The sequence below is a fragment of the Brevibacterium sp. genome, from assembly GCF_022712115.1.
GTDB lineage: Bacteria > Actinomycetota > Actinomycetes > Actinomycetales > Brevibacteriaceae > Brevibacterium > Brevibacterium salitolerans.
Genome location: NZ_JALAHB010000188.1, coordinates 1 through 25,413, shown reverse-complemented (window position 1 = coordinate 25,413; position 25,413 = coordinate 1). Strand labels below are relative to the sequence as shown.

The window sequence follows — 25,413 nt, the reverse complement described above, 5'->3', positions numbered from 1 at the left end:
GACGCAGCGCCACGGCAGAGCATGCGCGAACCATCTGAAACACCGCTGCCGTCACTCGCCGGAGAGCGATGGCCCACCGCGACAGACAGGGATTCGAGCAGTCACACTCACGAAAGGACCACATTGCGCATAGGAATCGATGTGGGCGGCACGAACACCGACGCCGTCCTCATGAATGGAGATGCGGTGGCCGCCGCCACCAAGAAGCACACCACCGGTGACGTGACCGGTGGAATCCGCACGGCACTTGCCGAACTGCTCCGCCAGCACCCGTTCGCACCCGAGGAGGTCGACGGAGTGATGATCGGCACGACGCACTTCATCAATGCCCTCGTCGAGGCGGACCGACTGGCCAGGACGGCAGCCATTCGGCTCTGTCTGCCTGCAACCGCAGCACTGCCGCCGTTCGTCGAATGGCCGCAGCGCCTGCGCACCGCCATGCACGGCACTGCACACCTGGCACCGGGCGGGCACGAATTCAACGGACGCCAGATCTCGCCGCTGGACGAACGCGAGCTGCGGAGGCTGGCATCGGAGCTGGGCGAGGCCGGCGTGGAGAGCGTGGCGGTGACGTCCGTATTCTCTCCCGTGAACGCAGACCTCGAGGAGCAGGCGGCTCAGATCCTCGCCGCGGAACTCCCGGACGTGCCCATCTCACTGTCGCACCGCATCGGACGGGTGGGCCTGCTGGAGCGCGAGAATGCGACGATCATCAATGCCTCGCTCCGCAGGCTGGCCGCTCAGGTCGCCTCAGGACTGCGCGATGTCCTCGGGGAGTTCTCGATCTCCGCTCCTCTGTTCCTCTCACAGAACGACGGCACTCTCATGGACCTCGACACCGTGCAGGAGTACCCCGTGTCGACGTTCGCCTCCGGACCGACCAATTCGATGCGCGGCGCTGCAGTGCTGTCCGGCCTCAAGGACTGCGCGGTCATCGATATCGGCGGGACCACCAGCGACGTCGGCATCCTGCGTGCCGGCTTCCCGCGGGAGGCGAATACGGCAGTGGAGGTAGCCGGTGTGCGAACCAATTTCCGGATGCCGGATGTGGTCTCGATCGGGATCGGCGGCGGCAGCCGCGTGCACCTCGCCGAAGGCGCTCGTGTTGGGCCTGATTCCGTAGGTTACCGGCTGCCGCAGGAGGCCCTCGTGTTCGGCGGTTCGGTGCTCACGGCAACAGACATCGCTGTGGCGGCCGGGCGCGCGGAGATCGGCGACCGTTCCCTGGTGCGGGGCCTGGACCCTGCGATGGTCCGTGCGGCGCTCTCGGACATCGCCGCCCGAGCCGCGGCCCTCGTCGATTCGATGCGCACCTCGGCGGAGGAGATCCCGGTCGTCGGTGTCGGCGGCGGTTCAGCCCTCCTGCCAGAGCACCTCGACGGAGTCGGACCCGTGATCCGACCGGAGAACTTCGCCGTCGCCAATGCCGTCGGCGCAGCGATCGCTCAGGTCTCCGGTGAGGTGGACCGCATCTTCGCGGTGGAACCGGGACGCCGGCAGAACGTGCTCGACGAGGCTCGGCAGGAGGCCGTGGACAGGGCGGTGGCTGCAGGAGCCTCACCGAGCTCGGTGGAGATCGTGGACCAGGACGACGTGCCGATCCCATATCTGCCAGGCAACGCCACGCGAATCAGGATCAAAGCTGTCGGGGATCTCCAGACGGCTCCGCGCAGCGCAAAGGAGACACGCTGAGATGGCTTGGACCCTCGATCTGGACGACCTGCACGACCTCGCCCGCGGAGCCGCTCTGCTGGGCACCGGCGGAGGAGGCGACCCACATGTGGGCCGGCTCCTCGTCGCCGAGGCCATCCGGGAGCACGGACCGCTGACGATCCTGGACCCGGAAGAACTCGACGATGACGTACTCATCATCCCTACCGCGCAGATGGGCGCGCCCACTGTGGTGGCAGAGAAGCTCCCTGCGGGCACAGAGGGAAGCCGGGCCCTCACCACTCTCGAGGAGCACCTCGGAAGAACCGCATTCGCGACGATGCCGATCGAGTGCGGCGGCGTCAATTCCATGATCCCGCTCCAGCTCGCTGCTGTGCGGGGACTGCCGGTGGTCGATGCCGACGGCATGGGCAGAGCATTTCCGGAGCTGCAGATGGAGACGTTCTCGGTGTACGGCGTCAGCGGCTCACCTCTCGCAATCGCCGGTGAAGCCGGTGAGAAAGCCGTCATCGACACCGGGGCGGACAACAAGCGGATGGAGGACTTCGCTCGCGCTCTCACCGTGCAGCTGGGAGGGGTGGCGCACATCGCGGAGTACGCCATGAGCGGAGCAGAGGTGAAACGGGTGGCGGTGCCCCGCACCCTCAGCCTCGCGCTGGGTGTGGGCAGGGCGATCCGAACGGCACGAGAGGCGAACGAGGATCCTCTGCACAGGCTCGCACAGTTCCTCGGCACCACGCCCTACGCACACCTGCGGCACCTCTTCACGGGCAAAGTGGTGGACGTGGAGCGGAACACCGACGGCGCCTTCGTCCGGGGTGCGGCACGGATCTCCGGCTCCAGGCCCGGAAGCTCGGCCGCAGGCGAACTGCGAATCGGGTTCCAGAACGAGAACCTGCGCGCCGAGGCCGACGGAGAGCTGCTCGCGGTGGTCCCGGATCTCATCTGCATACTGGAAGCGGACTCCGCGGAACCGATCACCACCGAAGGGCTCCGCTACGGGCAGCGGGTCAAGGTCATCGGCATCTCCACACCTGCCATGATGAGGACGCAGGAAGCCCTGGCGGTGTTCGGGCCGCAGGCATTCGGCCTGCACGATGAATTCACGGCTGTGGAGTCCCTGGGAGGAAGCATCGTGGGAGAGGACTGACCCGGATCGATATGGATGCCGTGCGCACGAGAACCGGACGGCTGTCCGGGAAGAGCCTGGAGCCGATCGCGCTGGGATCGCGCCTGCTGGGCTGCGGCGGAGGCGGGGACAGCGCGATAGGGCTGCGACTGTGCGAGCGCTACTTCTGCGAGGACGCAATCGAGATGATCGATCCGCTGTGCAGGGCAGACGCCGGACATGCCGAAGGCGATGCCGTCGCCCTCGGCATCGTCGGTGCCGGCACCGAGCTTCTCTCGGAGCTCTTGCCGAGCGGCGACGAGTTCGCGGCCGCGGTCTCACAGCTCGCCCGGTGGGGGATAGCTCCGGCTGCCGTCGTACCGCTGGAGGCGGGCGGCATCAACGGGCTCACGGCCGTCGCCGCAGCCTCACAGCTCGGACTCCCGGTCGTCGATGCGGATCTGGCGGGCAGGGCCCTCCCGCGCATCGATCAGTTCAGTTCCTGTCTGAGTGGTCGGTCGCCGCTCCCTGCAGTGCTCGTGGACTGCTTCGGCCACCGCATAGGCGTCGAGACGGATCTCCGCGGATGCTCCGATGCCGACTATCTCGAACGCCTCATCCGCGCCCTGGTCCGCGAAAGCGCGGGGTGGGCCGTGCTCGGCTTCTCAGTGGGTGCGACAGGTGGCCTCGCAGAGGCAGTGGTCCCTCACACCCTCACGCGGGCACGTGACCTGGGCCTCGGACTGGCATCGGTCTCGTCTTCCTCCGATCTTGCGCTCTGGGCGCGGACGAATGAAGGCACTCTGCTGGGCCACGGCACGGTGAGCAGCCTCTCGCGACCAGGAGCTCAGGCCACGGGGTGCTTCACCGTCGAATCCCGGACAGGTCTGATCCGCATAGACATGCAGAATGAGTTCCTGCTCGTGTCGATCGACGGCGAGGTGGTGTGCACCACTCCCGCGATCATCGGAGTGCTCGATGTGCGGCGGTTCACCCCATTGGGAGCCGATGAGATCGCAGTGGGCACCGAGGTCTCCGTCCTCGTGCTTCCCGCGAGGTTTCCCCGCAACGCGGCAGGCTACAGACACGGTACCGGGCCGCACGCCTTCGGCATCGATCATCCTCCGGTGCTGCCATGATGACGATGCGGCAGCTTCTCCGCAGCGCGGGCGAAGGCACCTCCTTCTGTGTCCTCGGCGCACCACTCGCCGAATCCCTCCAGGTGACAGCAGTACGTCTCGTACAGGCAGGCAGCACCATGGTCGCTCCCTCCACCGGGGAACTGCAGGTGGTTGTGGGGAACACCGCGCAGAACTGGTGGTGGGACGCGCTCATTCGCCGCATCCGGGATGCCCGCGCCGCAGGTCTGGTGACGGCCGCGGACAGTGGCTTGGGAGAAAGTGCCGATCACCTTGCGAAGCGCCTGGGAGTGACGATCGTCCAGGTCCTCGGAGAACATGACCGGATCCTGGACTTCGCGGTGGCCCTGGGCGTCCATCTCGCAGAGCCGGCTCTGCACGACGCTCAGATCTTCGACGCACTCGAACAGGCGGAGCGGCGGCACCACCAGCTGCCGATCCAAAGTGTGCTGGATCGTATGGCCGCGCTGGCCCGTGCACCGGTGTTCCTCATCGCCGACGGCGGGCCGGTCCTCGTCTACTCCGGAGATGCGCCTCCTTCGATCCCGGCGCGATGGCCAGGAAGCTCAGGTCTCTCCCGAATGAGCACTGCCGAGGGGAGTCTGTTCGTCGCCAGACCCTTCGCCGTGGCCGGCGAACACTACGGCCTGATAGCACAGATGGACGCAGACGCACCGGCACATGCCGTGCGACGGGCGGAACGGGTGCTCAGCATCGGAGCCGTTCACGCCGCGCGTTGGTATGCCGAGCAGCAGCTCGAGGGACAGGTGGCAGATTCCACACGCGATGCGATACTGGAACAGGTGTTCTCAGGTCAGGAACAGGCGCGTGCTCTCGAACATCGTGCGGCGGAGCTGGGCATCGGATACTCCGGTGCGAACCTGCCGTTCTTCGTCACCTCCGGGTCTTCGTTCTACGGAGTGAAGGACATCCTGCTGCGCGGGCTGCGCGCGGAGAACCTCAGTACAGCTGTGGTGCCACGTAATGAAGGCTGGGCATGCTGGGTGCAGTTCCCTCGGACCGCCTCACCTGCTCGGGTGAAAGCGGGTGTGACGTCCCTCCGTCGCGCCTACGCACGCATCTCCCGCGACGTATCGATCAGCATGGGAATAGGACGACTGGTCCAGGGAGCCAATGAGCTCCGGGACTCGCTGGCGGAAGCACGAGATGCCGCCAAACTGGCGGCGAGCCGTCCCGCCGGGAGACGGTTCGTCAGGGTGGAAGGTCTGGGCGCGGCCGCACTGCTGCTCTCGTGGACCCAATCTGCACCGTTTCTGCCGCGTGCAACGCAGGTTCTGCAGCCCCTTGACACCCTCTCGGACGCCCATCGGACGACCGTCCTGACCTTCCTCGACCATTCCATGTCCGTCACTGACACCGCCGCTGCCCTCGGAGTGCACCGGAACACCATCAGAACTCGCGTTGCACGCGTGCGGGAGGTACTCAATGTCGACCTCGACGACCGGGACGAAAGGCTGGCGCTCCACCTCGCGCTGCGCGCCGTAGCCTCTGGCTGAACCCTCGCAGGGCTTCCGCCCCTCCCCCTGCACGGATCTCACCTCAGCCCGCGCGCCAGATCCGCCGCGACGGTCTCTCGCACCTGAGCCTGCGCCTCGGCGGAGAGCATGGTGAACGGCGCGCGCGCCGGCCCCACCGCCGCACCGCGGACGTTCGCCGCATGCTTCACCACCGTGTTGGGATTGCCCAGCGCCAGGCAGTTGCGGATGGGCCGGATGCTGTCCTGCACCTCCCGGGCACCGTCGATGTCACCGGCCGCGAAGCGGTCGTAGATGGCCGCCATGGTCTCCGGATAGATGTTCGCGATCCCGCTGATGCCTCCCGTGCCGCCGGCCAGCAGCGTCCAGAGGATGAGCGAGTCGTTGCCGGAGATCACGGAGAACGTCTCGCGGTCCGTGCGCTCCAGGTACTGCAGGATGGTGTCGAAGTTGCCGCTGGAGTCCTTCACCGCCACGATGTTCTCCACCTCCGCCAGCCGCTCCAGCGTCGCCGGAGCCACGTTGACGCCCGTACGCGCGGGGATGTTGTAGACGATGACCGGGACGTCCACGGAACCGGCGACCGCGCGGAAGTGATACTCGATCTCCGGCTGCGAGGCCGCGGCGAAGTACGGAGTGATGATCGACAGCGCGTCCGCGCCGGCCGCGGCCGCGTCCCGGGCGATGGCGACGGTCTCACGGGTGGTGATCGCCCCCGCCCCGATCACCACCGGTGCCGCGCCCGCCACCTCGTCGACGACCACGCGGGCCACCTCGGCCCGCTCCGCCGCGGACTGCGCGTAGAACTCGCCGTTGGTGCCGAGGGCGAAGATGCCGTGCACACCGGCCTCGAGCTGCCTGCGCACATGCGCACGCATGGCGGCTTCCGCGAACTGCTCGTTATCGTCGAACGCAGTGGCGATCGCTGCGAGGATTCCGCTGAGTGCGGTCATGGGAAGGTCCTTCCGTGGAGGGTCAGCGGTTGTAGAGCGGCATGGAGCCGCGCAGAGGAGCGGTCGCGGAGTCGACGGCGGCGAGCACGTCCTCCGGCAGCGGCCCCTTCGCCACCGCGGCGATGTTGGACTCGAGCTGGGAGACGCGGCTGGCGCCCAGCAGCAGCGCGCTCACGCCTTCGGCCCCGGCGACCCACCGCAGTGCGAGCTCCGCCTGCGAGATGCCGGCTCCCTCCGCCACGTCAGCCAGCGCCTCGCAGGCGGCGGTCACGGTGTCCGAGAGGTAGCGCTGCGAATACATCTGCGCGAGCACGGAGGCGGTGAAGCGCTCCGGCGCGCCCGAGACCGAGGGCCGCCGGGCCAGCAGACCTCCGGCCAGCGGGTTGTAGGCCATCGTGGCGACGCCGTGGGTGCGACCGCACTCCAGCCACTCGTCCTCGATCCGGCGGGCGAGGATGCTGTAGACGTTCTGCGCGACCACGGGGCGCGGCGCTCCTGCCGCATCCGCAGCGGCGAGCAGGTCGACGGCCTGCCAGGCCGCGTAGTTGGAGATGCCCAGCGCCCCGATCCGCCCCTCCGCATGGAGCTCCGCCACCGTCGTCAGCGTCTCCGACAGCGACGCGGCCCTGTCCGGCTGGTGGAGGTAGAAGAGATCGATCCTCTCGACGTCCAGGCGGCGCAGGGAGCCCTCGACGCTGGCCCGGAGGCCCGCGGCCGAGAGAGGAGAGTGCTCCCCGGCATCCGCGTGGGGAATGCCCGCCTTCGTCGCCAGCACGATGCGGTCACGATGGGCCTTCACCCACGGCGCGATGAGGCCCTCCGTGGTTCCTCCGGCGTAGCCGTTCGCCGTGTCGATGCCGGTGATGCCCGCGGCGAGCGCCGCCTCGAACACCTGCTGCGCCGCCGCGGCGTCCACGGTGTCGCCGAAGGTCATGGTGCCCAGCACCAGCGGAGTGAGCGGCACCGGCGCCCCCTCGATCGTCAGGTTCCTGTCTGCGGGCATGGGGTCTCCTCATCGAAGCGAACGGGCGAGCTGCACCGATTCTCCACCATCTGCGCGGAGCGTGCAATTGCTTGCGCATTTCACGCAGAGATGTCAGGCTTGAGCCATTCCCGCCAGCCGGTTCCCAAGGAGCGTCATGCCCGCCACACCTCCCGGAATGCTCGTGCTGGCGGATGACCTCAGCGGTGCCGCGGAGGCCGCTGTCACCCTGGGCGCTCCGATCCGCGTGCACCTGCACGCGGACGGCACGTCCGATGCCGCCGAGGACACCGCCGCGACTGCCCCCAAGCACGGGCGGAACGACCCCGGGACCGACCTCGCGGTCGATCTCGACTGCCGCTACCTCTCGGCGGACACCGCGCGCCGCCGGACGGCCGACGCACTCACCGCCTTCCGGGGCTCCCCTCCGCGCACGGTCCTCGTGAAGATCGACTCGCTGCTGCGCGGGAACGTGCCCGCCCAGGTCGGTGCGGCGCTGGCCGCGACTCCCGGCCCCGTCCTTCTCGCACCCGCACTGCCGCAGCAGGGCCGCACCGTGGTGGACGGCGTACCGCTGGTGGACGGCGTGCCGCTCGCGCAGACACCGGCCTGGGCTGTGGAGGACGGCGCTCCGCCCCAGCGGCTCGCAGAGCTCTGCAGCGCACCGTCAGCACATCTCACCCTGCACGATGTGCGCAACCACGCCCTCGAGCGCCCTCTCGCTGACGCACACCCGTGCACCTCGGCGCGACTGTTCATCGCAGATGCCGAGACCCCCGCTGATCTGCGCGCGCTCGTGCGTCTGGCGCTCGCGGCGGACGCCGTCCTCGTGGGCTCCGCCGCGCTCGCGCGAGCGTACGCCGAGGTGCGCGCGGAGTCCCGCACAGAGCTTCCGGCAGGACCACCCGCCGGTGTCCTACCACCGGCTCCCGCAGGAACCGAGGCGTGCGCCGGCCCGGCACCGTCCGCCGTCCCGGCCTCGGCGGAGCCCGGAGCCGCAGCGCATGCGGGCGCGACTCCGAAGGCCGCCGCCCCGAGCCGCACGGGACCGGGGCGCACTCCCGTCTTCATGGTGCTGGGCACGGCGGCCCGCCGCGTGGACGGCCAGACAGCACACCTGCGCGCGCAGACCGGCACCGCCGTCCTGGAGGTCCCCGCCTCGCACGCACAGCGCTGGAGGACGGACGCGCACGCGTTCGAGAGGATCTGCGCGCGCGTGGTGGCACGGCTGCGGGAGGGTGATCTGGCCCTCCGGCTCACGGACGACGGCGAACCCGCCGACCCTCGTCTGCTGCCCGGCCTGCTCGCCCGGCTCGTCGAGGCGGTCCTGGCGCATTCGGGACCGGTGCACCTCGCCGCGGCCGGCGGGGAGACCGCCCGCGCGGTGTTCGACCGCCTGCACATCGGCGCGCTCGAGGTCCTGGCTGAGGTCCACCCCGGTGCTGTGCTCTCCGAGGCGGTCCCGGCCGAGGGCCGGCTCGCCTCGGACCCGGCCCTGCCGGACCCTGTGCTCCCGGTCCCGGCACCGCGAGCCGCTCGTGCCCTCCGCCGCGTCGTCACCCGCCCGGGAGGGCAGGGCGAGCGCCACTCCCTCACTCTCATCCACCGAGCGCTGAGCGCCGGGCAGCGGACTTCTGCGAACCGCACCGGCGCTGCCTCCACCACCGTCCCCCACGGCAGCACCGCTGCCGCCATCAGCGAAGGAGATCGCATGTCCGCTCTTCCCACCGTCGCCGTCACCATGGGCGACGGAGCCGGCGTCGGCCCGGAGATCTGCGTCGCCGCCTGCCTCGATCCGACCGTGCTCGCCGTCGCGCGTCCCGTGGTGATCGGCGATGCCCGGCGTCTGCGCCAGGCGGCCGCGGTCCTCGGTCGTGAAGCGGAGATCGCCGTCATCGGCACGCCCGCCGAGGCGGAGTCCTCCCCGGGCCGCATCAGCGTCATCGACCTCGGTCTGCTGCCGGAGGACCTCCCGTGGGGCGAGCTCTCCCCCCTCGCCGGCGACGCCGCGTTCCGGTACATCGAGTGCGCCGCGCAGCTCGCGATGACGGGCGAGGTGCAGGCCATCTGCACGGCACCGCTGAATAAGGAGGCCCTTCACGCGGCCGGGCACAGGTACCCCGGGCACACGGAGATGCTCGCCGCCCTCACCGGCACGGAGGAGGTCTCCATGATGCTCTCCTCCCCCAGGCTGCGGGTCATCCATGTGACCACGCACATGGGACTCATCGACGCGATCGCCGCGATCGAACCCGGACTGGTCGAGCGCACGGTCCGCCGCGGCCACGGCGCCCTGGTGCGCGCCGGGATCGAGAACCCCGCGATCGGCGTGTGCGCCATCAATCCGCATGCCGGGGAGAACGGCCTGTTCGGCTACGGCGAGGAGGCGGAGAAGATCACGCCCGCGCTCGAAGTCCTGCGCGCCGAGGGGATCGACGCGGCCGGTCCGCTGCCCGCGGACACCGCGTTCTTCCTCGCCGGCCGGGGCGACTACGACCTCATCGTCGCGATGTACCACGATCAGGGCCACGGCCCCATCAAGGTCCTCGGGATCGAGGCCGGCGTGAACATCACGGTGGGCCTGCCGGTCATCCGTACCTCCGTGGACCACGGGACGGCGTTCGACATCGCCGGCACCGGTAAGGTCGACACTGCAAGCATGAGCGAGGCGATGCGGCAGGCCGCCGCGCTCGCGTCCGTCTGAACCCCCGGCGGTCCCCGCAGGGCCGCATCCATCCACGCTGTGCCCGCACGGGCCCGGCCCGGCCTCCGAGGTGACACATGAACGCTGGTGACAGGCGCGAGGAGATCGTCCGACTGGCCCGTACGCAGGGCGAGCTGAGCGTGGAGGACCTCGCGGAGTCACTGGGCGTCACGGCCTCGACCATCCGCCGCGACCTCGCACGCCTCACCGCCGCTGGGGACCTGGCCCGCACCTACGGCGGCGTGATCGCGGTGTCCGCGCACCAGGAGAGTCCGCTCGCGGAGCGCTCGCACGAGGCCACCGAGGTCAAGCGCGCCATGGGGGTGTGGTGCGCGCGCCAGGTCACGGCGGGCTCACAGGTGCTCCTCGATGCGGGGACCACGACCGCGCAGATCGCCTGGGCGCTGCGGGACACCTCGCCCCTCTCCGTCGTCACCACCGGACTTACCTCCCTGCAGCAGCTGGCCGGGCTGCAGGGGACGGACATCACCCTGCTGGGCGGGCAGTACCGGGAGATCAGCCAGGGCTTCGTCGGACCGCTCACGGAGGCCGGACTGGAGAGGTTCACCTTCGACACGGCGTTCCTGGGCGCCGACGCCGTCACGGCGGAGCACGGGGTCTGCGAGGCGTCCCTCCAGCAGGTGAGGCTCAAGGAGCTCATGAGCCGCCGTGCGGAGCGCGTCTTCGTGGTCGCCCATGCGGAGAAGCTGGGGCGGCATCCGTTCCACGCCTGGGCGGATCTGGGCGCCGGATGGACGCTGGTCACGGACGAGTCCGCGGCCCACGAGCAGATCGCCCCGTTCACGGACCGCGGCATCACGGTGGTCCGCGTGGATCGCAGCGGTCAGGCGGTGGGCTGAGCGGCATCTGCTTCGCCTCCCGCACTGTCCAGGAAGTGGCAGACTGAGCGCAAGCAGTCCAGGACTTCCCCGGCAGCGAAGCCGGGGGAGTCCCCGCACAGAGTCCTCAGAGCGGAGACGCACGCATGCCACACCACCTCCTCAGCACCCGCCCGCCCGGCACCGGGAAGCGCGCCCGGCACCGCCCTCGGCTGCGGCGGTTCCTCGCCTGGACCACGGCGACCGTGGTGGTGCTCGCCCTCGTGGCGTCCGTACTGGGGATCTGGTCCGTGAGGCGCGCGTTCCCGCAGACCACCGGTGCCCTCGAGGCCGCCGGGCTCCACGGTGAGGTGACGGTGCAGCGCGACGCGCACGGCATCCCCACGCTCACGGCGTCCCGCTCCGACGACCTCTTCTTCGCACAGGGCTTCGTGCACGCACAGGACCGCTTCTGGGAGATGGACTTCCGCAGGCACATGACCAGCGGGCGGCTCTCGGAGCTGTTCGGCGAGTCCCAGCTGGGGACGGATGCGTTCCTGCGCACGCTGGGCTGGCACAGGACTGCGCAGCAGGAGGTCGAGGACATGCCGCCCGCGGCACGCTCCTACTACGAGGCCTATGCCGCCGGGGTGAACGCCTACCTCGAGGAGCGCGGAGGCGGAGGACTCGCCCTCGAGTACTCCGTCCTGGGCCTGCAGAACCCCGGATACACACCGGAGCCGTGGACGCCGGCGGATTCCGCCGCATGGCTCAAGGCGGTGGCGTGGGACCTGCGGACCAACATCGAGGACGAGACCGCCCGCGCCCTGCTCGCCCGGGACCTGGACCCGGAGCGGCTGGCCGAACTCTATCCGGGCTACCCCTTCGAGGAGCATCCCGTCATCATGGCCGAGGATCCCGCCGGGGAGCAGATCGCCGAGGCCGAGGTGCCGGATCCGTCTGGCGCGTCCGGCAGCGGCGCGAACCCTGCGGATTCTGCAGGCTCTGCCGGCGAGGCGCAGGCCGGCCAGGACGGCGAGCCCCACCCCACTGGGCCGCAGAGTGATGACGCGTCCTCGGTCTCCTCCACCACCGCCTCAGCTGCGGCGGCCTCTGCCGCCGAGGCCGGCCTCCCCTCCCTCGGAGACCTCCTGGGCAGGGTGGACGCGCTGGTGAGCGCGCAGGGCGAGGGCGTCGGCTCGAACTCGTGGGTGGTCTCCGGCGAACACACGGAGTCCGGTGCGCCGCTGCTGGCGAACGACCCGCACCTCGGCGCCTCCATGCCGTCGGTCTGGACGCAGATGCAGCTGCGCTGCAGCAACGTTTCCCCCGAGTGCCCGTTCGACGTGGGAGGCTTCAGCTTCTCCGGCCTCCCGGGCATCGTCATCGGCCACAACCGGCAGATCGCATGGGGCTTCACGAACCTCACCACGGACGTGGCGGACCTCTACGTCGAACGCGTCGAGGACGACGGCTACTGGAAGGACGGCGAGAAGCACGCCTTCGAGACCCGCACGGAGACGCTGCGGGTGGCCGGGGGCCAGGACGTGGAGATCGAGGTGCGCTCCACCGGGCACGGCCCGCTCGTCTCCGATCTCACGCCGGAGTTCACGGACATCGCCGCAGAGCCGCGGGTGGGCGCCGGCACCGGGGAGGACGAGGTCCCGGTGGACCCCGCGGACCATGCGGATGCCGGGGCCTCGGACGCCGGCACAGCTCCCACCGGCGCAGACGCCTCGAAGGGTACGGGTCCGCCGCCCGGCGAGAACGCCCTCAGCCTTCGCTGGACTGCACTGGAGCCCGGCACCACTGCCCAGTCGATCTTCACCCTCAACCTCGCCGAGGACTTCGCGGACTTCCGCGAGGCCGCCTCGCACTTCGATGTGCCCGCACAGAACCTCGTCTACGCGGATCGGGAGGGGAACATCGGCTACCAGGCTCCCGGCCGGCTGCCCCTCCGCGGGGCGGGTGACGGCTGGCTGCCGCAGCCGGGATGGGACAGCGCCTACGACTGGCAGGGCTTCATCCCCTTCGAGGAGCAGCCGGTCGTCTACAACCCCGATTCCGGATACATCGTCACCGCCAACAATGCGATCGTGAACGACGACTACCCTCATCTCCTCAGCCGCGACTGGGACTACGGCGACCGCGCCGCCCGCATCGACAAGCTGCTGCGCGAGCGCATCGCCGCGGGGCCCGTGACGAGCGAGGACATGGCGCAGGTGCAGATGGACGACGAGGCGCCGTTCGCAGACGCTCTGCAGGGGGCGTACGCGAGCATCGACCCGCCCGGGAATCCCCGTGTCAGAGACGCCCTGGGTCTGCTGGCCGAATGGGACGGACAGAACGATGCCGGCTCCCCCGCCGCGGCCTACGCCAACGTGCTGTGGAACCACGTGACCGAGGGCATGATGTCCACGCAGGTGACCGCGATGCGGGACTCCGCGGCGGACAGGAGCACTGCGGAGCCGCAGGAGCACGCAGAGAAGGACGCCGAGGCGGAGGCCGAGGACATCGGCATCGCCCGGGACGATCAGTCCCGTCTCGCACGCGTGTTCGCGCTGCAGCTCGAGGACGAGGAGAGCCCGTGGTGGGGCGGGTCCCGCACGCGGCTCCTGCAGACCGCGGCCGTCGACGCCTACGAGGAGCTCGCTCAGGCGCAGGGAGCGGACCCCGCGGAGTGGAACTGGGGCGAGCTCCACGCGCTCACCCTGCGCAGCGGCACCTTCGGCGAGAGCGGGATCGCGCCCGTCGAGGCGCTGTTCAACCGCGGCCCGTACCCGGTGGGCGGCGGATCCGGCGTGGTGAACGCGACCGGCTGGGGTCTGGACGACGGCTACGAAACGAGCACCGTCCCCTCGATGCGCATGGTCATCGACCTGGAGGACTGGGACGCCTCGACCTGGCACCACCTCACCGGGGCGAGCGGTCACGCCTTCCACCCGCACTATGCGGACCAGACGGAGGCCTGGGCACGCGGTGAGCAGCACCCGTGGGCCTACTCCCCCGGTGCCGTCGGCAAGGCGGCGGAGGACACGCTCATCCTCGAGCCGGCCTGATCGCCCGGCGGCGGCGAGCCCACGCGCGACATCCGCTCCGCGTGGGCGCCGTGGGCTGCCCGGCACCTGCTGCTTCCACCCCGCGCGGAACTCCCCTCGCAGAACTGTGGCGCATCCGACAGACGTGTGTCATCATGATCTGACTGTTAACAGTAAACAGTAAACGGAGAAGGAGCCGAGGATGCAGCCGTCACCGCCCCATCGCGGCAGCGCACTGGGAGACCAGGTCGCGGACGATCTGCGCAGGCAGATCGTCACACGCCAGATCGAGGCAGGCAGCACTCTGGTCGAGACCAGGCTCGCGGAGATCTACCAGGTCAGCCGCGGCCCCGTCCGCGATGCGCTCCGCGAACTCGCCACCGAGGGCCTCGTCGAGACCAGCGGACGCAGCGTCCGGGTGCTCGGGCTCACGCGCGACGACATCGACGAGCTCTTCCGTCTCCGTCTGGCGATGGAGCAGATGGCCCTCACAGAGGCGTTCGGCACCCGGCGCCCGGAGCTCCTCCGCCTCCTGCGCGCCTCCATCACAGCCATGGAGGCGGCAGTGTCCGCCGCAGACCCCGCGGCGTTCACCCTCGCAGACCTCACCTTCCACAGCGCGTTCGGCGAGTCCTCAGGTCTCCGCCGCGTGCAGAGCGTCTGGAACCAGTACCGCGGTTCCATCTCGAACCTCCTGCTGGTCGCCAACCTCGACCACCTCGACCTGCAGCCGTCCCTGCGCAAGCACCAGCAGCTCCTGGTGATGATCGAGGACGGCAACGACAGCGCAGCCCTCGCGGAGCTGGCCAACCACGTCGACGCCTCCCGCGCGAGGGTGCGCAACCACTACGAGGATTCCGACCCCTCCGACCCACGCCCCTGAGCCCCGCACACCCACCGCACGTACGCACCACCCCTCATCACAAGGAAGTGACAGCCATGCACCGCACCCACTCACGCCTGCTCACGCTCGCGGCCCTCTCCGCAGTGGGCACCCTCGCCCTCAGCGCCTGCGCGGATCGCGGCGGCGCAGCGGAGGGAGGAGAGTTCCCGGACGGGGACATCACCCTCGTGGTCCCCTACGACGCGGGAGGCGCCTCCGATCTGGCCGCCCGCACGCTCGCCACGGAGATGGAGAAGAGCCTCGACACGTCCATCGTCGTGGAGAACCGCAGCGGCGGCGCCGGCTCAGTGGGCCTCGACTACCTCGCCAAGCAGGAGGCCGACGGCTACACGGTGGGATATCTCCCCGTGGAGACCGTCATGCTCGGCCACCAGGGCTACGACATCGATCCGGCCGCCTACGAACCGCTCGGCCAGATGGTCTCCGTGCCCGCCACCATCGCCGTCCCCGCGGACAGCGAGTACGAGACCCTCGACGACCTCCTCACGGCCGCGGACGACGGCGAGATCACCGTGTCGAACTCCGGCACGGGCTCCATCTGGGAGGCCGCGACCACCGCGCTCGCGGACGAGTCCGGAGCCTCCCTCAAGCCGGTGCCCTTCGACGGCGGCGCGCCGGCGGTGACGGCAGCAGTCGGCGGACAGGTGGACGCCGTCATCGCGGGCATCTCGGAGACCTCCCCTGCACACGCCGACGGCACCCTCCGCGTGCTGGCGGTCTTCGACGAGGAGCCTTCTGCCGCGCTCGAAGGCGTGCCCACCGGGGCCGAGGCCGGCCACGACGTGGTGATCGGCGGCTGGGGTGCGCTCGGCGCGCCCGCCGGCCTGGATCCTGCGGTGAAGGAGACTCTGTCCGCCGCCGTCGCGGAGGCCGCGGACACCGAGGCGTTCAAGGAGATCATCAGCAGCTCGGGCAACATTCCGATGAACGTCTCCCCGGAGGACTTCCAGCCGTACTACGAGGAGGAGAACGAGCGCTTCGCCGGCATCTTCGGCGACTGAGCTCTCGCCCCCGTCCTCCCGCACGAAAGCAGGACCCCATGTCACCCACCACAGAAGGCGGAGGCGCCGGGACCGCCGTGTCCCAGTCCCGGGGCAGGGCGCTCGTCGGTCCGCTCTGCGGCATCGCCGCCGGTGCGCTCGTCATCGCCCTCAGCCAGACGATCCCCGTCGACGGCGTGGACTCCCTGTTCAGCCCACGCTGGTGGCCCCAGATCTCCGGCGCGGCGGTCATCCTGTTCTCCCTCGCCGCCGCGGTGCGGGACGGGCTGCGCCCGCAGTCCTTCGGCGGTGCCGTGGAGGCGGGGACGACTCGCGGAGCGATCCGCGTCGCCCTCGTCTTCCTCGCGGTCGCCGCCTATGGTGCTGCCTGGTTCCTCTTCGACTTCCGCGTCGTCACCGTCCTCCTGCTGGCCGCGCTCGTGGCGATCGGCGGCGGCCGCGGCTGGAAGGCCCTCGTGCTCTTCCCCCTGGCGGTCACCCTCGTGCTGTGGCTCCTGTTCGGACTGCTGCTGCGGGTGCCGGTATGAGCCCCCTCGCAGAAGGCCTCGCGCAGCTGGCCGATCCGCTGGTCCTCGTCTGCATACTCGTCGGCGCGCTCGCGGGAATGCTCGTTGGCGCATTTCCGGGCATCACCGCCACGATGGCGGTGGCGCTCGCGAGCAGCTTCACGCTCACGCTGGACCCGGTTCCGGGCCTCGCGGTGCTGCTGACCATCTACGTCGCCGCGAACTTCGGCGACCGCGTTCCCGCCATCCTGGTCAACACCCCGGGCACGCCCGCCTCGATCGCCACCACGTTCGACGGCAATCCCATGGCCAGACAGGGACTGGCGGGCATCGCCCTCACCACCTCGGCGATGGCCTCGGCTGTGGGCACCCTGGTGGGACTCGTCGTCCTCGTGACCGTGGCCATCCCGCTGTCGAAGGTCGCACTGATGTTCGGCCCGGCCGAGATGTTCGCACTCGTGGTGTTCGGCCTGACCATGATGGCAGGCGTCTCCGGTGAGAATGTGCTCAAGGGCCTCGCCGCGGGCGCTCTCGGGCTCGCGCTCTCCGCCGTGGGCAGGGATCCCATCACCGGGACGGAGCGCTTCACCTTCGACGTGCTCGCCCTCTCCGACGGGCTCCCCTTCATCGCGGTGATCATCGGCCTGTTCGGCATCGCCGACGTCCTGGACCAGATGCTCACCCATCGCAGCGAGCACCACTCGCCGATCACGAACATGGGCCGCTGGTGGCCCAACCGCGGCGAGCTGCGGACGATGGTCAAGCCGCTCGGCATCGGCTCCGCGGTGGGCGGAGTCGTCGGAGCGGTCCCCGCCGCGGGAGGCGACATCGCGGGCATCCTCTCCTGGAGCACGGCGCGGAAGGCGTCGAAGGAACCGGAGAAGTTCGGGAAGGGCTCCCTCGAGGGCCTCACCGCCAGCGACACCGCCTCCAACGCCACACTGGGCCCGTCCGTCACCACGACGCTCGCGCTGGGTGTGCCCGGGGACTCCGTCATGGCGGTCCTGATCGGCTCGCTCGTCATCTGGGGCTACCAGCCCGGCCCCGGCCTCTTCGCCGGCCAGCCGGACCTCGTCTACACGATCGCCGGGATCATGGTGGTCGCCACCGTCCTCACGCTGGGGCTCAGCGTCATCCGCACCCGCGGCGTCACCAAGCTCCTGGAGCTGCCCCCGCAGTTCCTCTGGACCGTCATCATCGTGTTCTGCATGGTCGGGACCTACGCGGTCAACAACAGCACGGTCGACGTCGCGGTCATGCTCGTCTTCGGCGTGATCGGGCTCTTCATGCGCCGGTTCGGGTTCCCCGCCGGCCCCGTGGTCCTCGGACTCATCCTGGGCTCCCTCGCCGAGGGCAACCTCCGGCGCGCCCTGGAGATCGGAGGACCGGCGAACATCCTCACCAGCCCCATCGCGGTGGGCTTCCTGCTCGTCGCGCTCGGTGCCGTCACGGTGCCTCCGCTCCTCCGCACCCTGCGCGGGAGAACCCGGAGGGCCCGGGAGCAGGCGCCCTCCTCCCCTGCCACCACCGCCCCTTCCGAAGGAGAACAATGAATCACCCCATCGTCATCACCGCGACCCCCACCCTCTTCCACGAGGACGAGACCCTCGACCTGGGGGCGGCTCGCGATCACCTCGCGTGGCTCAGGGACAAGGGGGTCGACGCGGTGTTCGCCGCGGGGACCACGGGCGAGTTCCCTGCGCTGGCGGACGAGGAGCGGCTCGCGGTGCTGGCGACCACGCTGGAGGTGTTCGCCCCGGAGCAGGCCTACTTCCACGTGGGTGCCGCAGCGGCGCGGCAGGCGGAGCAGCTGACCCGTGCGGCCACGGAGGCCGGTGCCACGCGCCTGGCCGCCGTCACACCGCACTACCAGCCGGCACCGGAGGCACAGGTTCTCGAGTACTACGAGAGGCTGGTGCGCGCCGCAGGTGAGGCCGAGGTCTACGCCTACCTCTTCACCGCACGCACGACGACCGTTTCCGCACCCTCCCTCCTGCCCCGACTCGCGGAGATCGGCGTGGCCGGCGTCAAGCTCAGCGGCGAGTCCGACGAGTCCGTCGCCGCCTACCTGGAGCAGAGCCCCGCGGGCTTCAGGGTCTTCTCCGGCAACGACATCTCGTTCGGCTGGCTCGCCACCGCCGGCGGCAGCGGCATCGTCTCCGGGGTCTCGTCGGTGTACCCGGAGCCCTTCGTCGCACTGCGCGACGCAGTGGCGGCCGGTGACGCGGAGGCTGCGGCCGGGTGGCAGGAGGAGGTCGCACGCGCCGTGCACGCGGTGCGGGCCGGCAGCCTCACCCACCTGAAGGCGGGCGTGAGCGCACGCGGATTCCGCGGCGGCCCCGTCCGCTCCGCCGTCGCAGGCACCACGCCGGCGGACCTCAGGACGATCGAGGAGCTCGCCGCGCACTTCGAATCGTCCACCGCACACGCAACGAGCTGAGGACCTCACATGGCACTTCGCAAGATCATCAATGACCCGCAGGACTTCGTCGACGAGGTGATGGAGGGCATCGTCGCCGCGCACGCCGGAGAGGTCCGCCCGCTCACCACGGACCTGCGTTCGCTGGGGCGGTGCGATGCGCCGCACCCGGAGCGGGTCGCCATCGTCACGGGCGGCGGATCCGGGCATCTCCCCTTCTTCCTGGGCTACGTGGGGCAGGGGCTCTGCTCCGCGGTGGCGGTGGGCAACGTGTTCTCCTCGCCGTCGGCCTCACTCATCCACGCCGCGGCGAGCTCGGTGGCCTCGGCAGCCGGCGTCCTCTTCCTCTACGGGAACTACGGCGGGGACGTCTACAACTTCGACCTCGCCGCGGATCTCCTCCGGACGCAGGGCACCCGGGTGCGGACGGTGCTCGGCACGGACGACATCACCTCCGCACCGGCGGAACAGGCCGGGGACAGGCGCGGCGTCGCCGGGCTCGTCCTCGTCTACAAGGCGGCCGGTGCCGCCGCGGAAGCGCTGCTGCCGCTGGACGAGGTGGCACGGGTCGCGCAGAAGGCCGCTGACAGGACGCGGACGATGGGCGTGGGACTGGCTCCCACGATCCTCCCCGCCGCAGGCGAGCCCACCTTCGAACTCGGTCCGGACGAGATGGAGATCGGGGTGGGGATCCACGGCGAGCGCGGCATCCACCGCGGCCCGCTGGAGAGCGCGGATGCGATCACGGACCGCTTCCTGGAGACGATCGCGGAGGAGCTCGACCTACTCGACGGGAGCCGCGTGGCGGTGCTGGTCAACGGGCTGGGCGCCACTCCGCTGGAAGAGCTCTACGTCGTCTACCGGCACCTCCGCTCCGCGCTCGCCTCCCGCGGGGTGAGCGTGGCGCACCGCTTCGTCGGCGAGTACGTCACCAGCCTGGAGATGGCGGGCGTCTCCGTCTCGATCATGCTCCTCGACGACGAACTCGACGCACTCCTCGGAGCACCGGCGGCATCCCCGTTCTTCCGCCCGGGGTCCGCGGGAACGGCGGCGGAGGGCACCCCGCTGCGGGACTCCGCGGCCGCGGCCGTCGAGGTGCGGACGACCGACCGGCCGAGCGGACTGCGCACCCTGCTGCTGGGCGCGCTCCCGGCGATGCCCGCGCATGCGGAGGAGCTGCGTCAGCTCGACGCGGACGTGGGCGACGGGGACCTGGGCATCACGGTGGCGGCCGGGTCCGAGGCCGTCCTCCGCGCGGTCTCGGACCTCCCCGCCGAGGCCTCGGAGCCCACGCTGCTGCTCGCCGCGGCCTCGGCGTTCGCCTCGGCCAATCCCTCCACGTTCGCCGCGCTCGTGGGCACCGGCCTCATCGCCGCAGCGGAGGCCGTGGACGCGGTGGCAGACCGGCCCGCGGGTGAGCGGTTCGCCACCGGTCTCGGCGCCTTCACCGCCCGGGTGAGCGAACGCGGCGGTGCGCAGCTGGGCGACAAGACCTTCCTCGACGTCCTCCTCCCGCTGCTCGACTCCGTGGGAGCGGAGGTGGACCTCGCTGAGATCGAGGCCTCCGCGCAGCAGCTGCTCGCGGACAGCACCCCGCTGCAGAACCGCCGCGGGCGGGCCGCCTGGCAGGGCGAGCGCACCAGGGGCCTGCCGGATCCGGGCGCGGTGGCCGTCACCCGCTTCCTCACCGCCCTCCGGCGGGCCGGCGAGGGCTCATGACCGCGGACCTCGTCGTCTTCGGCTCGGTGAATCAGGATCTGGGCATCCGGGTCAGTCGCTTCCCGGCCGCCGGGGAGACGCTCAGCGGACGCAGTCTGAGCCGTTCGCCCGGCGGCAAGAGCGCCAATCAGGCGGCCGCGGGCGCACTGAGCGGGGCACGCACCGCGTTCGTGGGCAGAGTGGGCACCGATCCCGGGGGCGCGATGGCGATGGAGGCGCTGCGTGCGTGCGGAGTCCGCACCGACTCCGTGACCGTGTCCTCCACGACGACGGGCACCGCGATCATCACGGTGGACGACGCCGGGGAGAACTCGATCGTCGTGATCCCCGGCGCCAACGGCGAGGTCACCGCCGAGGACTGCCCGGAGGCTCTGCTGCACGCCGCCCGGTGGGTGCTGCTGGGCATGGAGGTGCCCGCCGAGGCCGTGGCAGGCGTCGCCGCGCGGGCCCGCGCCGCCGGGGCCGCGGTGGCCCTGAACCTGTCGCCCGTGCCGGAGGCAGGATTCCCTCTCGAGGACGTCGACCTGCTCATCGTCAACGAGGGGGAGGCAGAGCGCCTGCTCCGCAGCCGGGGACAGGCCGAGAGCCGGGGACAGGCCGAGGCGTGGGCCGGCCCCGGTGCCGTCGGCACGGTCCCCGACCTCGCCTCGGCGCTCGGGGTGCCGACGGTGGTCATGACCCGCGGAGCGCGGGGAGCTCTGCTCGCGCAGGCGGGTCGCGCCGCCGTCGCGATCGCCTCGCCCACGGTGCGGGCCGTGGACACCACCGGCTGCGGTGACGCCTTCGCCGGTGTGCTGGTAGGACGGCTGGCCTGCGGTGATGATCCGGTCCTCGCTGCGGAGCGGGCAGCCTCCTTCGCCGCAGAGGCTGCGACCGCACCGGGCGCCATGGGCTCCTATCCGCGCACGGTCACATGGTGAGAACGGCTGATCAGTGAGGACGGAAGTGTTCTCGCCATCAAGGAGGACTCTTGTATCGCGTAGCGCTACGCGATACGCTCGGGCATGATCATCAGCTTCCGCCACAGCGGCCTCGAAGCGCTGTACCGGACCGGCTCCAGACGCGGCGTCCGTCCGGACCACGCCGCGAAGCTCACGCGCATCCTGACGATCCTGGACGTCGCCGCATCTCCCCCTGACTTGGATCTGCCCGGCTTTCGCCTGCATCAGCTTCGCGGTGACATGTCAGGACACTGGTCGATGAAGGTGAACGGGAATTGGCGCGTGACGTTCCGGTTCATCGGCGAGGACGTGGAACTCGTCGACTACACGGACTACCACTGAGGAGGAGACCATGAGCATGCACAGCCCGGTGCACCCCGGGGCGATTCTGCGTGAGGACGTCATGCCGGACCTCGGCCTGACTGTCGGCGAGGTGGCTGAGCGGCTTGGGATCTCCCGTGTCACCTTCAGCCGTGTTCTCCATGAGCATTCGCGGCTCTCTCCGTCTCTGGCCGTGCGGTTGGAAGAGGCCGGGGTCGGCAATGCTCGGACGTGGCTGGCGATGCAGACCGCATACGACCTCGCCGCGGAACGCGCAGCCGGCCCTCCACATGTCACGCGGCTGATCGGCGCGGGCTGAGCTGAAGGTCTATCTGAACCACAGGACGACCTGATGTGCGGGGCCACCGCGGTCCCGCTCCCTCGCACCCGTCGGACCGGACGGCCCACCCGCTCAGCACCCCTGACCACAGGAGCGGAAACGCACTGACATAGGCTGAGGTGACGCACCGCACATCCTGTTCGAAGGAGAACCATGGCCCTCCCCTCCGCCCTTCTCGACGACCTCGCCTCCGGCATGGACGCGCTCGAGGACCTGTACCGCGAGTTCCACCGGATGCCGGAGCTCTCGATGGAGGAGCACCGCACGGCGGAGAGGATCTCCGAGTACCTCCGCGGCCTCGGCCTCGCACCGTTCGTCTGCGGCGGCACCGGCGTCGTCGCGGAGCTGCGGAACGGCAACGGTCCGGTGCTGGCCTACCGGGCGGACACGGACGGCCTGCCTATCGAGGAGGCCACGGGGCTGCCCTACGCCTCGAGGGCCACCGGCACGCTCCCGGACGGCACGGAGACGAAGGTGATGCACGGCTGCGGACATGACACCCACATCGTCACGGGCCTGGAGATCGCCCGCCTCCTCGCCACCCACCGCGAGGCCTGGTCCGGCACCGTCGTCTTCCTCTTCCAGCCGGGCGAGGAGACGGCCGCCGGTGCCGCGGCGATGATCTCCGACGGCCTCTGGGACAGGGTGCCCACGCCCGAGGCCGCCTACGGCCAGCACATCTCCCCCTTCACCGCCGGCGGGGTGCGCCTCGCGGTGGGCACCGCCATGTCGATGGCGGACTCGCTGCGCGTCACCGTGCACGGCAGGCAGGCCCACGGCTCGCAGCCGGAGAACGCGATCGATCCCATCGTCCTGGGGTCCCACATCGTCACACGCCTGCAGACGGTGGTCTCCCGGGAGATCGGCGGCACGGACATGGCCGTCGTCACCGTGGGCACGTTCCACGCCGGGACCAAGGAGAACATCATCCCGGACAGGGCGGAGCTCACCCTCAACATCCGCACCTTCGAACCCGAGGTGCGGGAGAAGGTGCTCGCCGCCGTGCACAGGATCATCGAGGGCGAGGCGCAGGCCTCCGGTGCGCCCGCGCCCACCGTCGAGGAGATGTACCGCTTCCCCCGCTGCTTCAACGACGAGGCGGAGGCCGAGGCCCTGCTCACCGCCTTCCGCACGGACCTGGGCGAGGACGCCGTGGGCGTGGCTCCTCCCGTCACCGGCAGCGAGGACTTCGGCCACTTCCCGGATTCGCTGGGCATCCCCGGCGTCTACTGGTTCTTCGGAGGCTACTCGGCGGAGACCGTGGAGAAGGGCATCCCCGGCGGCAACCACTCACCGTTCTTCGGGCCCGACGACGTCCGCACATCGCTCTCGACCTCCGTGCGCGCGGGGCTGGCCGCTCTGCTGACGCGCGCGGGCGCACCCGCAGACTCCTGATGCCATGAGCCTCGTCCCGCTGCTCGAGGCCCCTTCCTGGGAGACCTCCCTCCGGTCCACCGCGGAGCTCACCGCAGTGGCGGGGCAGCTGCACGAGGACTCTCCGATGACGGTTCTGCACACGGAGGCAGGTGCCGCCGAGGTGCGTCTGGCCGCGATGGACCGGCTCAGAACCGCAGGGCTGAGGGTCCGGCCGGTCCTCGCCGCTCGCAGGCTGCAGTCCGCAGCGGAGCTCAGCGGTCTGCTCGGCGCCCTCGTGACGGAGCGAGGGATCCGGGAGGTGTTCCTGGCGGGCGGTGACCTGCCGGCGCCCCTCGGTCCCTACCGCAGCGGGCTGTCCGTCATCGAGAGCGGGGCGCTGGAGGGACTGGGCACGGAGGGCCGGGGCCTTGACCTCGTGGGTGTTCCCGGCCACCCGGCCGGCCACCCGGTGGTGAGCGGCAATGAGCTCATGAGCTCGCTGGTCCGCAAGCTCTCCGCGTTGGAGGCCCGAGGCTTTTCCACCGAGATCACGACGCAGATCACCCTCGACCCCGCTGCGGTGGCTACATGGCTGCAGGCGGTGCGCGGGCGCGGCATCACCGCGCAGGTGCGCATTGCGGTCCCCCGGCCTGCAGCAGTCGAGTCGCTGCTCGCCTTCTGCCGGGCGCGGAGTGTGCAGACCTCACCGGCGGAGCTGGAACGGTGCGGTTGGCTGCAGCCGGGCGCGCCCCGGCTCGCGGATCCCTCGCACTTCCTCCGAGCACTGGTCCGAGAGGCGGGCACGGACCTGGAGGGAGCACGCCTCCACATCTGCCCCATGGGCAATCCCGGCGCAGCGCTCGCGTGGCTGCGCAGCATGGCGAGCGCCTAGCCTGTGGGTGCCGGAAGACTCGCGTGAGCACCGCACGAGCGGTGGGAAGACGGCAGGACCGAGCGGGAAAAGCCGTTAAGCGGGCAAGTCCAGCGCGGAGCGCAGCGCCGTCTTCTCCTCCGTGGGGAGGAAAGCTGCCTCGGCTCCGTTGTGCACAAATTCGGCGAGTCTCTCCTCGCCGAACATCTCCGCGGCCATCCCGAACTCTTTCTCCAGAGTGGTGGGGAAAAGAGCAGGGTCGTCCGAGTTCAGGCTCAGCCGCAGGCCCTGGGCGTCCATCTCCGCAATGGACTCGCGACGCCAGGGGATGAGCGCCCGGCGAGACGTCGTGAAGGCCACGTTGAACACGATCCCGGCCTCCCGGCAGCGATCCACGATCCGCGGATCGCGCAGGATCTGATATCCGTGGTCGATCCGTTCGCAGCCCAACACGTCCAGCGCGGTGATCACCGTCTCCGCCGTAGGAGCGTGCTCACCGGCATGCGCAGTGCGGTGCAGACCCGCCTCGCCCGCATACTGAAAGGCGGCTTCGAACTTCTCCGGCATTCCCTTGAGCTCATAGAAATCCAAACCTATGCCGGGGATCGCCTCCGAAGGGTGCTGGGCCACTGCCCGCACCATGTCCAGGGCAGCCTCCGCGGTGTCCTCACGATTGACAGCCGCGATCGCACGCGCATCGGTCCCCAGAGTCCGGCGCCCCTCCGCGATGCCGGCTTCGATTCCGGCCACCATCTCCGGATACGGCACGCCCAGAGCCATATGCACGGAGGGACTGAAGGCGAACTCGGAATAGATCACCCGGCTGTCCCGCAGACCGTCCTCCATCGCTTCGAAGACCACCCGCGCGAAATCGTCGCGTGTACGCAGGCTCGCAGAGATGAGTTCGTAGACACGCAGCAAGGGGAACCACGGTCCGCGCGTCCGCTCCTCCTCGGTAGGGTCCGAGTTGATCCTGGCATAGAGCTCACGGGCCGGCAGCGGCAGCTCAACGCCACGGGTCGCGGCGAGCTCGCCGAAGGTATCGGCACGCACCGAGCCGGGCAGATGGACGTGCCGATATGTATTCTTGCGCATTGGTCTCCTTGGGGCGGAACCGATCAGGCGG

At 70.3% G+C, this 25,413-nt stretch carries 21 protein-coding genes; 18 read left to right on the top strand and 3 right to left on the bottom strand.

Going from position 1 to position 25,413, the window contains the following annotated elements:
• Positions 1-123: 123 nt before the first annotated feature.
• The 4 genes from Q0A33_RS10565 to Q0A33_RS10550 are packed head-to-tail and all read left to right on the top strand — an operon-like array spanning position 124 to position 5,435.
• The gene (locus Q0A33_RS10565) at positions 124-1,692 is read left to right on the top strand and encodes a hydantoinase/oxoprolinase family protein (protein ID WP_291796059.1); all 1,569 of its coding nucleotides are present in this window, start codon (positions 124-126) and stop codon (positions 1,690-1,692) included.
• 1 nt (position 1,693) lies between these two features.
• Positions 1,694-2,821 carry a DUF917 domain-containing protein gene (locus Q0A33_RS10560; RefSeq protein ID WP_291796056.1) on the top strand — a complete coding sequence of 376 codons (1,128 nt, stop codon included), beginning with the start codon at positions 1,694-1,696 and terminating at the stop codon, positions 2,819-2,821.
• A gap of 20 nt (positions 2,822-2,841) precedes the next feature.
• Complete coding sequence (locus tag Q0A33_RS10555; protein ID WP_291796053.1) at positions 2,842-3,918, top strand: DUF917 domain-containing protein; 1,077 nt, start codon at positions 2,842-2,844, stop codon at positions 3,916-3,918.
• Positions 3,915-5,435: a helix-turn-helix domain-containing protein gene (locus tag Q0A33_RS10550; protein ID WP_291796052.1), complete on the top strand. Its 1,521-nt coding sequence runs from the start codon at positions 3,915-3,917 to the stop codon at positions 5,433-5,435. Before Q0A33_RS10555 ends, Q0A33_RS10550 begins: the two co-directional genes overlap by 4 nt.
• 38 nt (positions 5,436-5,473) lie before the next feature.
• On the opposite strand, the gene Q0A33_RS10545 is transcribed toward Q0A33_RS10550, so the two are convergent.
• Together Q0A33_RS10545 and Q0A33_RS10540 are read right to left on the bottom strand one after the other, a co-directional pair.
• Complete coding sequence (locus Q0A33_RS10545) at positions 5,474-6,367, bottom strand: dihydrodipicolinate synthase family protein (protein WP_291796051.1); 894 nt, start codon at positions 6,365-6,367, stop codon at positions 5,474-5,476.
• Between the two features lie 22 nt (positions 6,368-6,389).
• Positions 6,390-7,370, bottom strand: a complete 981-nt coding sequence (locus Q0A33_RS10540; RefSeq protein WP_291796050.1) for an aldo/keto reductase — start codon at positions 7,368-7,370, stop codon at positions 6,390-6,392.
• Positions 7,371-7,506: 136 nt separating this feature from the next.
• Between Q0A33_RS10540 and pdxA the strand changes: the two genes are divergently transcribed.
• The 14 genes from pdxA to Q0A33_RS10470 all read left to right on the top strand — a co-directional run bounded on the left by pdxA (position 7,507) and on the right by Q0A33_RS10470 (position 24,308).
• Positions 7,507-10,053, top strand: a complete 2,547-nt coding sequence (gene pdxA, locus Q0A33_RS10535) for a 4-hydroxythreonine-4-phosphate dehydrogenase PdxA (RefSeq protein WP_291796048.1) — start codon at positions 7,507-7,509, stop codon at positions 10,051-10,053.
• Between the two features lie 77 nt (positions 10,054-10,130).
• On the top strand, positions 10,131-10,913 hold the full coding sequence (locus Q0A33_RS10530) for a DeoR/GlpR family DNA-binding transcription regulator (RefSeq protein WP_291796047.1): 783 nt from the start codon (positions 10,131-10,133) through the stop codon (positions 10,911-10,913).
• A 125-nt stretch (positions 10,914-11,038) separates the two neighbouring features.
• The gene (locus Q0A33_RS10525) at positions 11,039-13,930 is read left to right on the top strand and encodes a penicillin acylase family protein (RefSeq protein WP_291796045.1); all 2,892 of its coding nucleotides are present in this window, start codon (positions 11,039-11,041) and stop codon (positions 13,928-13,930) included.
• Between the two features lie 181 nt (positions 13,931-14,111).
• A complete protein-coding gene (locus tag Q0A33_RS10520; RefSeq protein ID WP_291796042.1) occupies positions 14,112-14,792 on the top strand; it encodes a GntR family transcriptional regulator in 681 nt (226 codons plus the stop codon).
• 56 nt (positions 14,793-14,848) lie between these two features.
• Positions 14,849-15,814 (top strand): tripartite tricarboxylate transporter substrate binding protein, encoded by a 966-nt coding sequence (locus Q0A33_RS10515; RefSeq protein ID WP_291796039.1) that lies wholly within the window; start codon positions 14,849-14,851, stop codon positions 15,812-15,814.
• A 38-nt stretch (positions 15,815-15,852) separates the two neighbouring features.
• Positions 15,853-16,341, top strand: a complete 489-nt coding sequence (locus Q0A33_RS10510) for a tripartite tricarboxylate transporter TctB family protein (RefSeq protein WP_291796036.1) — start codon at positions 15,853-15,855, stop codon at positions 16,339-16,341.
• A complete protein-coding gene (locus Q0A33_RS10505; protein WP_291796033.1) occupies positions 16,338-17,873 on the top strand; it encodes a tripartite tricarboxylate transporter permease in 1,536 nt (511 codons plus the stop codon). Before Q0A33_RS10510 ends, Q0A33_RS10505 begins: the two co-directional genes overlap by 4 nt.
• On the top strand, positions 17,870-18,760 hold the full coding sequence (locus tag Q0A33_RS10500; protein ID WP_291796030.1) for a dihydrodipicolinate synthase family protein: 891 nt from the start codon (positions 17,870-17,872) through the stop codon (positions 18,758-18,760). Before Q0A33_RS10505 ends, Q0A33_RS10500 begins: the two co-directional genes overlap by 4 nt.
• A gap of 9 nt (positions 18,761-18,769) precedes the next feature.
• Entirely contained in the window at positions 18,770-20,458 is a 1,689-nt protein-coding gene (locus tag Q0A33_RS10495) for a dihydroxyacetone kinase family protein (protein WP_291796028.1), read from the top strand.
• Positions 20,455-21,378, top strand: coding sequence for a PfkB family carbohydrate kinase (locus Q0A33_RS10490; protein WP_291796026.1), 924 nt, complete (start codon positions 20,455-20,457; stop codon positions 21,376-21,378). The genes Q0A33_RS10495 and Q0A33_RS10490 overlap by 4 nt, the downstream gene beginning before the upstream one ends.
• A gap of 84 nt (positions 21,379-21,462) precedes the next feature.
• Positions 21,463-21,741, top strand: a complete 279-nt coding sequence (locus Q0A33_RS10485) for a type II toxin-antitoxin system RelE/ParE family toxin (RefSeq protein ID WP_291796023.1) — start codon at positions 21,463-21,465, stop codon at positions 21,739-21,741.
• A gap of 10 nt (positions 21,742-21,751) precedes the next feature.
• The gene (locus tag Q0A33_RS10480) at positions 21,752-22,039 is read left to right on the top strand and encodes a HigA family addiction module antitoxin (RefSeq protein ID WP_291796021.1); all 288 of its coding nucleotides are present in this window, start codon (positions 21,752-21,754) and stop codon (positions 22,037-22,039) included.
• A 174-nt stretch (positions 22,040-22,213) separates the two neighbouring features.
• Positions 22,214-23,455 carry an amidohydrolase gene (locus Q0A33_RS10475; RefSeq protein ID WP_291796018.1) on the top strand — a complete coding sequence of 414 codons (1,242 nt, stop codon included), beginning with the start codon at positions 22,214-22,216 and terminating at the stop codon, positions 23,453-23,455.
• Positions 23,456-23,459: 4 nt separating this feature from the next.
• Entirely contained in the window at positions 23,460-24,308 is an 849-nt protein-coding gene (locus Q0A33_RS10470; RefSeq protein WP_291796015.1) for a hypothetical protein, read from the top strand.
• A gap of 75 nt (positions 24,309-24,383) precedes the next feature.
• Here the strand turns inward: Q0A33_RS10470 and Q0A33_RS10465 are convergent.
• Positions 24,384-25,413 (bottom strand): hypothetical protein (locus tag Q0A33_RS10465; protein ID WP_291796012.1); only part of this gene is annotated, 1,030 nt, incomplete at its 5' end.

Coding starts and splice junctions, on each gene's coding strand:
- Q0A33_RS10560 (WP_291796056.1), top strand. CDS start 1,694: ATGGCTTGGACCCTCGATCTGGACGACCTGCACGACCTCGCCCGCGGA.
- Q0A33_RS10550 (WP_291796052.1), top strand. CDS start 3,915: ATGATGACGATGCGGCAGCTTCTCCGCAGCGCGGGCGAAGGCACCTCC.
- Q0A33_RS10545 (WP_291796051.1), bottom strand. CDS start 6,367: ATGACCGCACTCAGCGGAATCCTCGCAGCGATCGCCACTGCGTTCGAC.
- Q0A33_RS10540 (WP_291796050.1), bottom strand. CDS start 7,370: ATGCCCGCAGACAGGAACCTGACGATCGAGGGGGCGCCGGTGCCGCTC.
- pdxA (WP_291796048.1), top strand. CDS start 7,507: ATGCCCGCCACACCTCCCGGAATGCTCGTGCTGGCGGATGACCTCAGC.
- Q0A33_RS10530 (WP_291796047.1), top strand. CDS start 10,131: ATGAACGCTGGTGACAGGCGCGAGGAGATCGTCCGACTGGCCCGTACG.
- Q0A33_RS10525 (WP_291796045.1), top strand. CDS start 11,039: ATGCCACACCACCTCCTCAGCACCCGCCCGCCCGGCACCGGGAAGCGC.
- Q0A33_RS10520 (WP_291796042.1), top strand. CDS start 14,112: ATGCAGCCGTCACCGCCCCATCGCGGCAGCGCACTGGGAGACCAGGTC.
- Q0A33_RS10515 (WP_291796039.1), top strand. CDS start 14,849: ATGCACCGCACCCACTCACGCCTGCTCACGCTCGCGGCCCTCTCCGCA.
- Q0A33_RS10510 (WP_291796036.1), top strand. CDS start 15,853: ATGTCACCCACCACAGAAGGCGGAGGCGCCGGGACCGCCGTGTCCCAG.
- Q0A33_RS10505 (WP_291796033.1), top strand. CDS start 16,338: ATGAGCCCCCTCGCAGAAGGCCTCGCGCAGCTGGCCGATCCGCTGGTC.
- Q0A33_RS10500 (WP_291796030.1), top strand. CDS start 17,870: ATGAATCACCCCATCGTCATCACCGCGACCCCCACCCTCTTCCACGAG.
- Q0A33_RS10495 (WP_291796028.1), top strand. CDS start 18,770: ATGGCACTTCGCAAGATCATCAATGACCCGCAGGACTTCGTCGACGAG.
- Q0A33_RS10490 (WP_291796026.1), top strand. CDS start 20,455: ATGACCGCGGACCTCGTCGTCTTCGGCTCGGTGAATCAGGATCTGGGC.
- Q0A33_RS10485 (WP_291796023.1), top strand. CDS start 21,463: ATGATCATCAGCTTCCGCCACAGCGGCCTCGAAGCGCTGTACCGGACC.
- Q0A33_RS10480 (WP_291796021.1), top strand. CDS start 21,752: ATGAGCATGCACAGCCCGGTGCACCCCGGGGCGATTCTGCGTGAGGAC.
- Q0A33_RS10475 (WP_291796018.1), top strand. CDS start 22,214: ATGGCCCTCCCCTCCGCCCTTCTCGACGACCTCGCCTCCGGCATGGAC.
- Q0A33_RS10470 (WP_291796015.1), top strand. CDS start 23,460: ATGAGCCTCGTCCCGCTGCTCGAGGCCCCTTCCTGGGAGACCTCCCTC.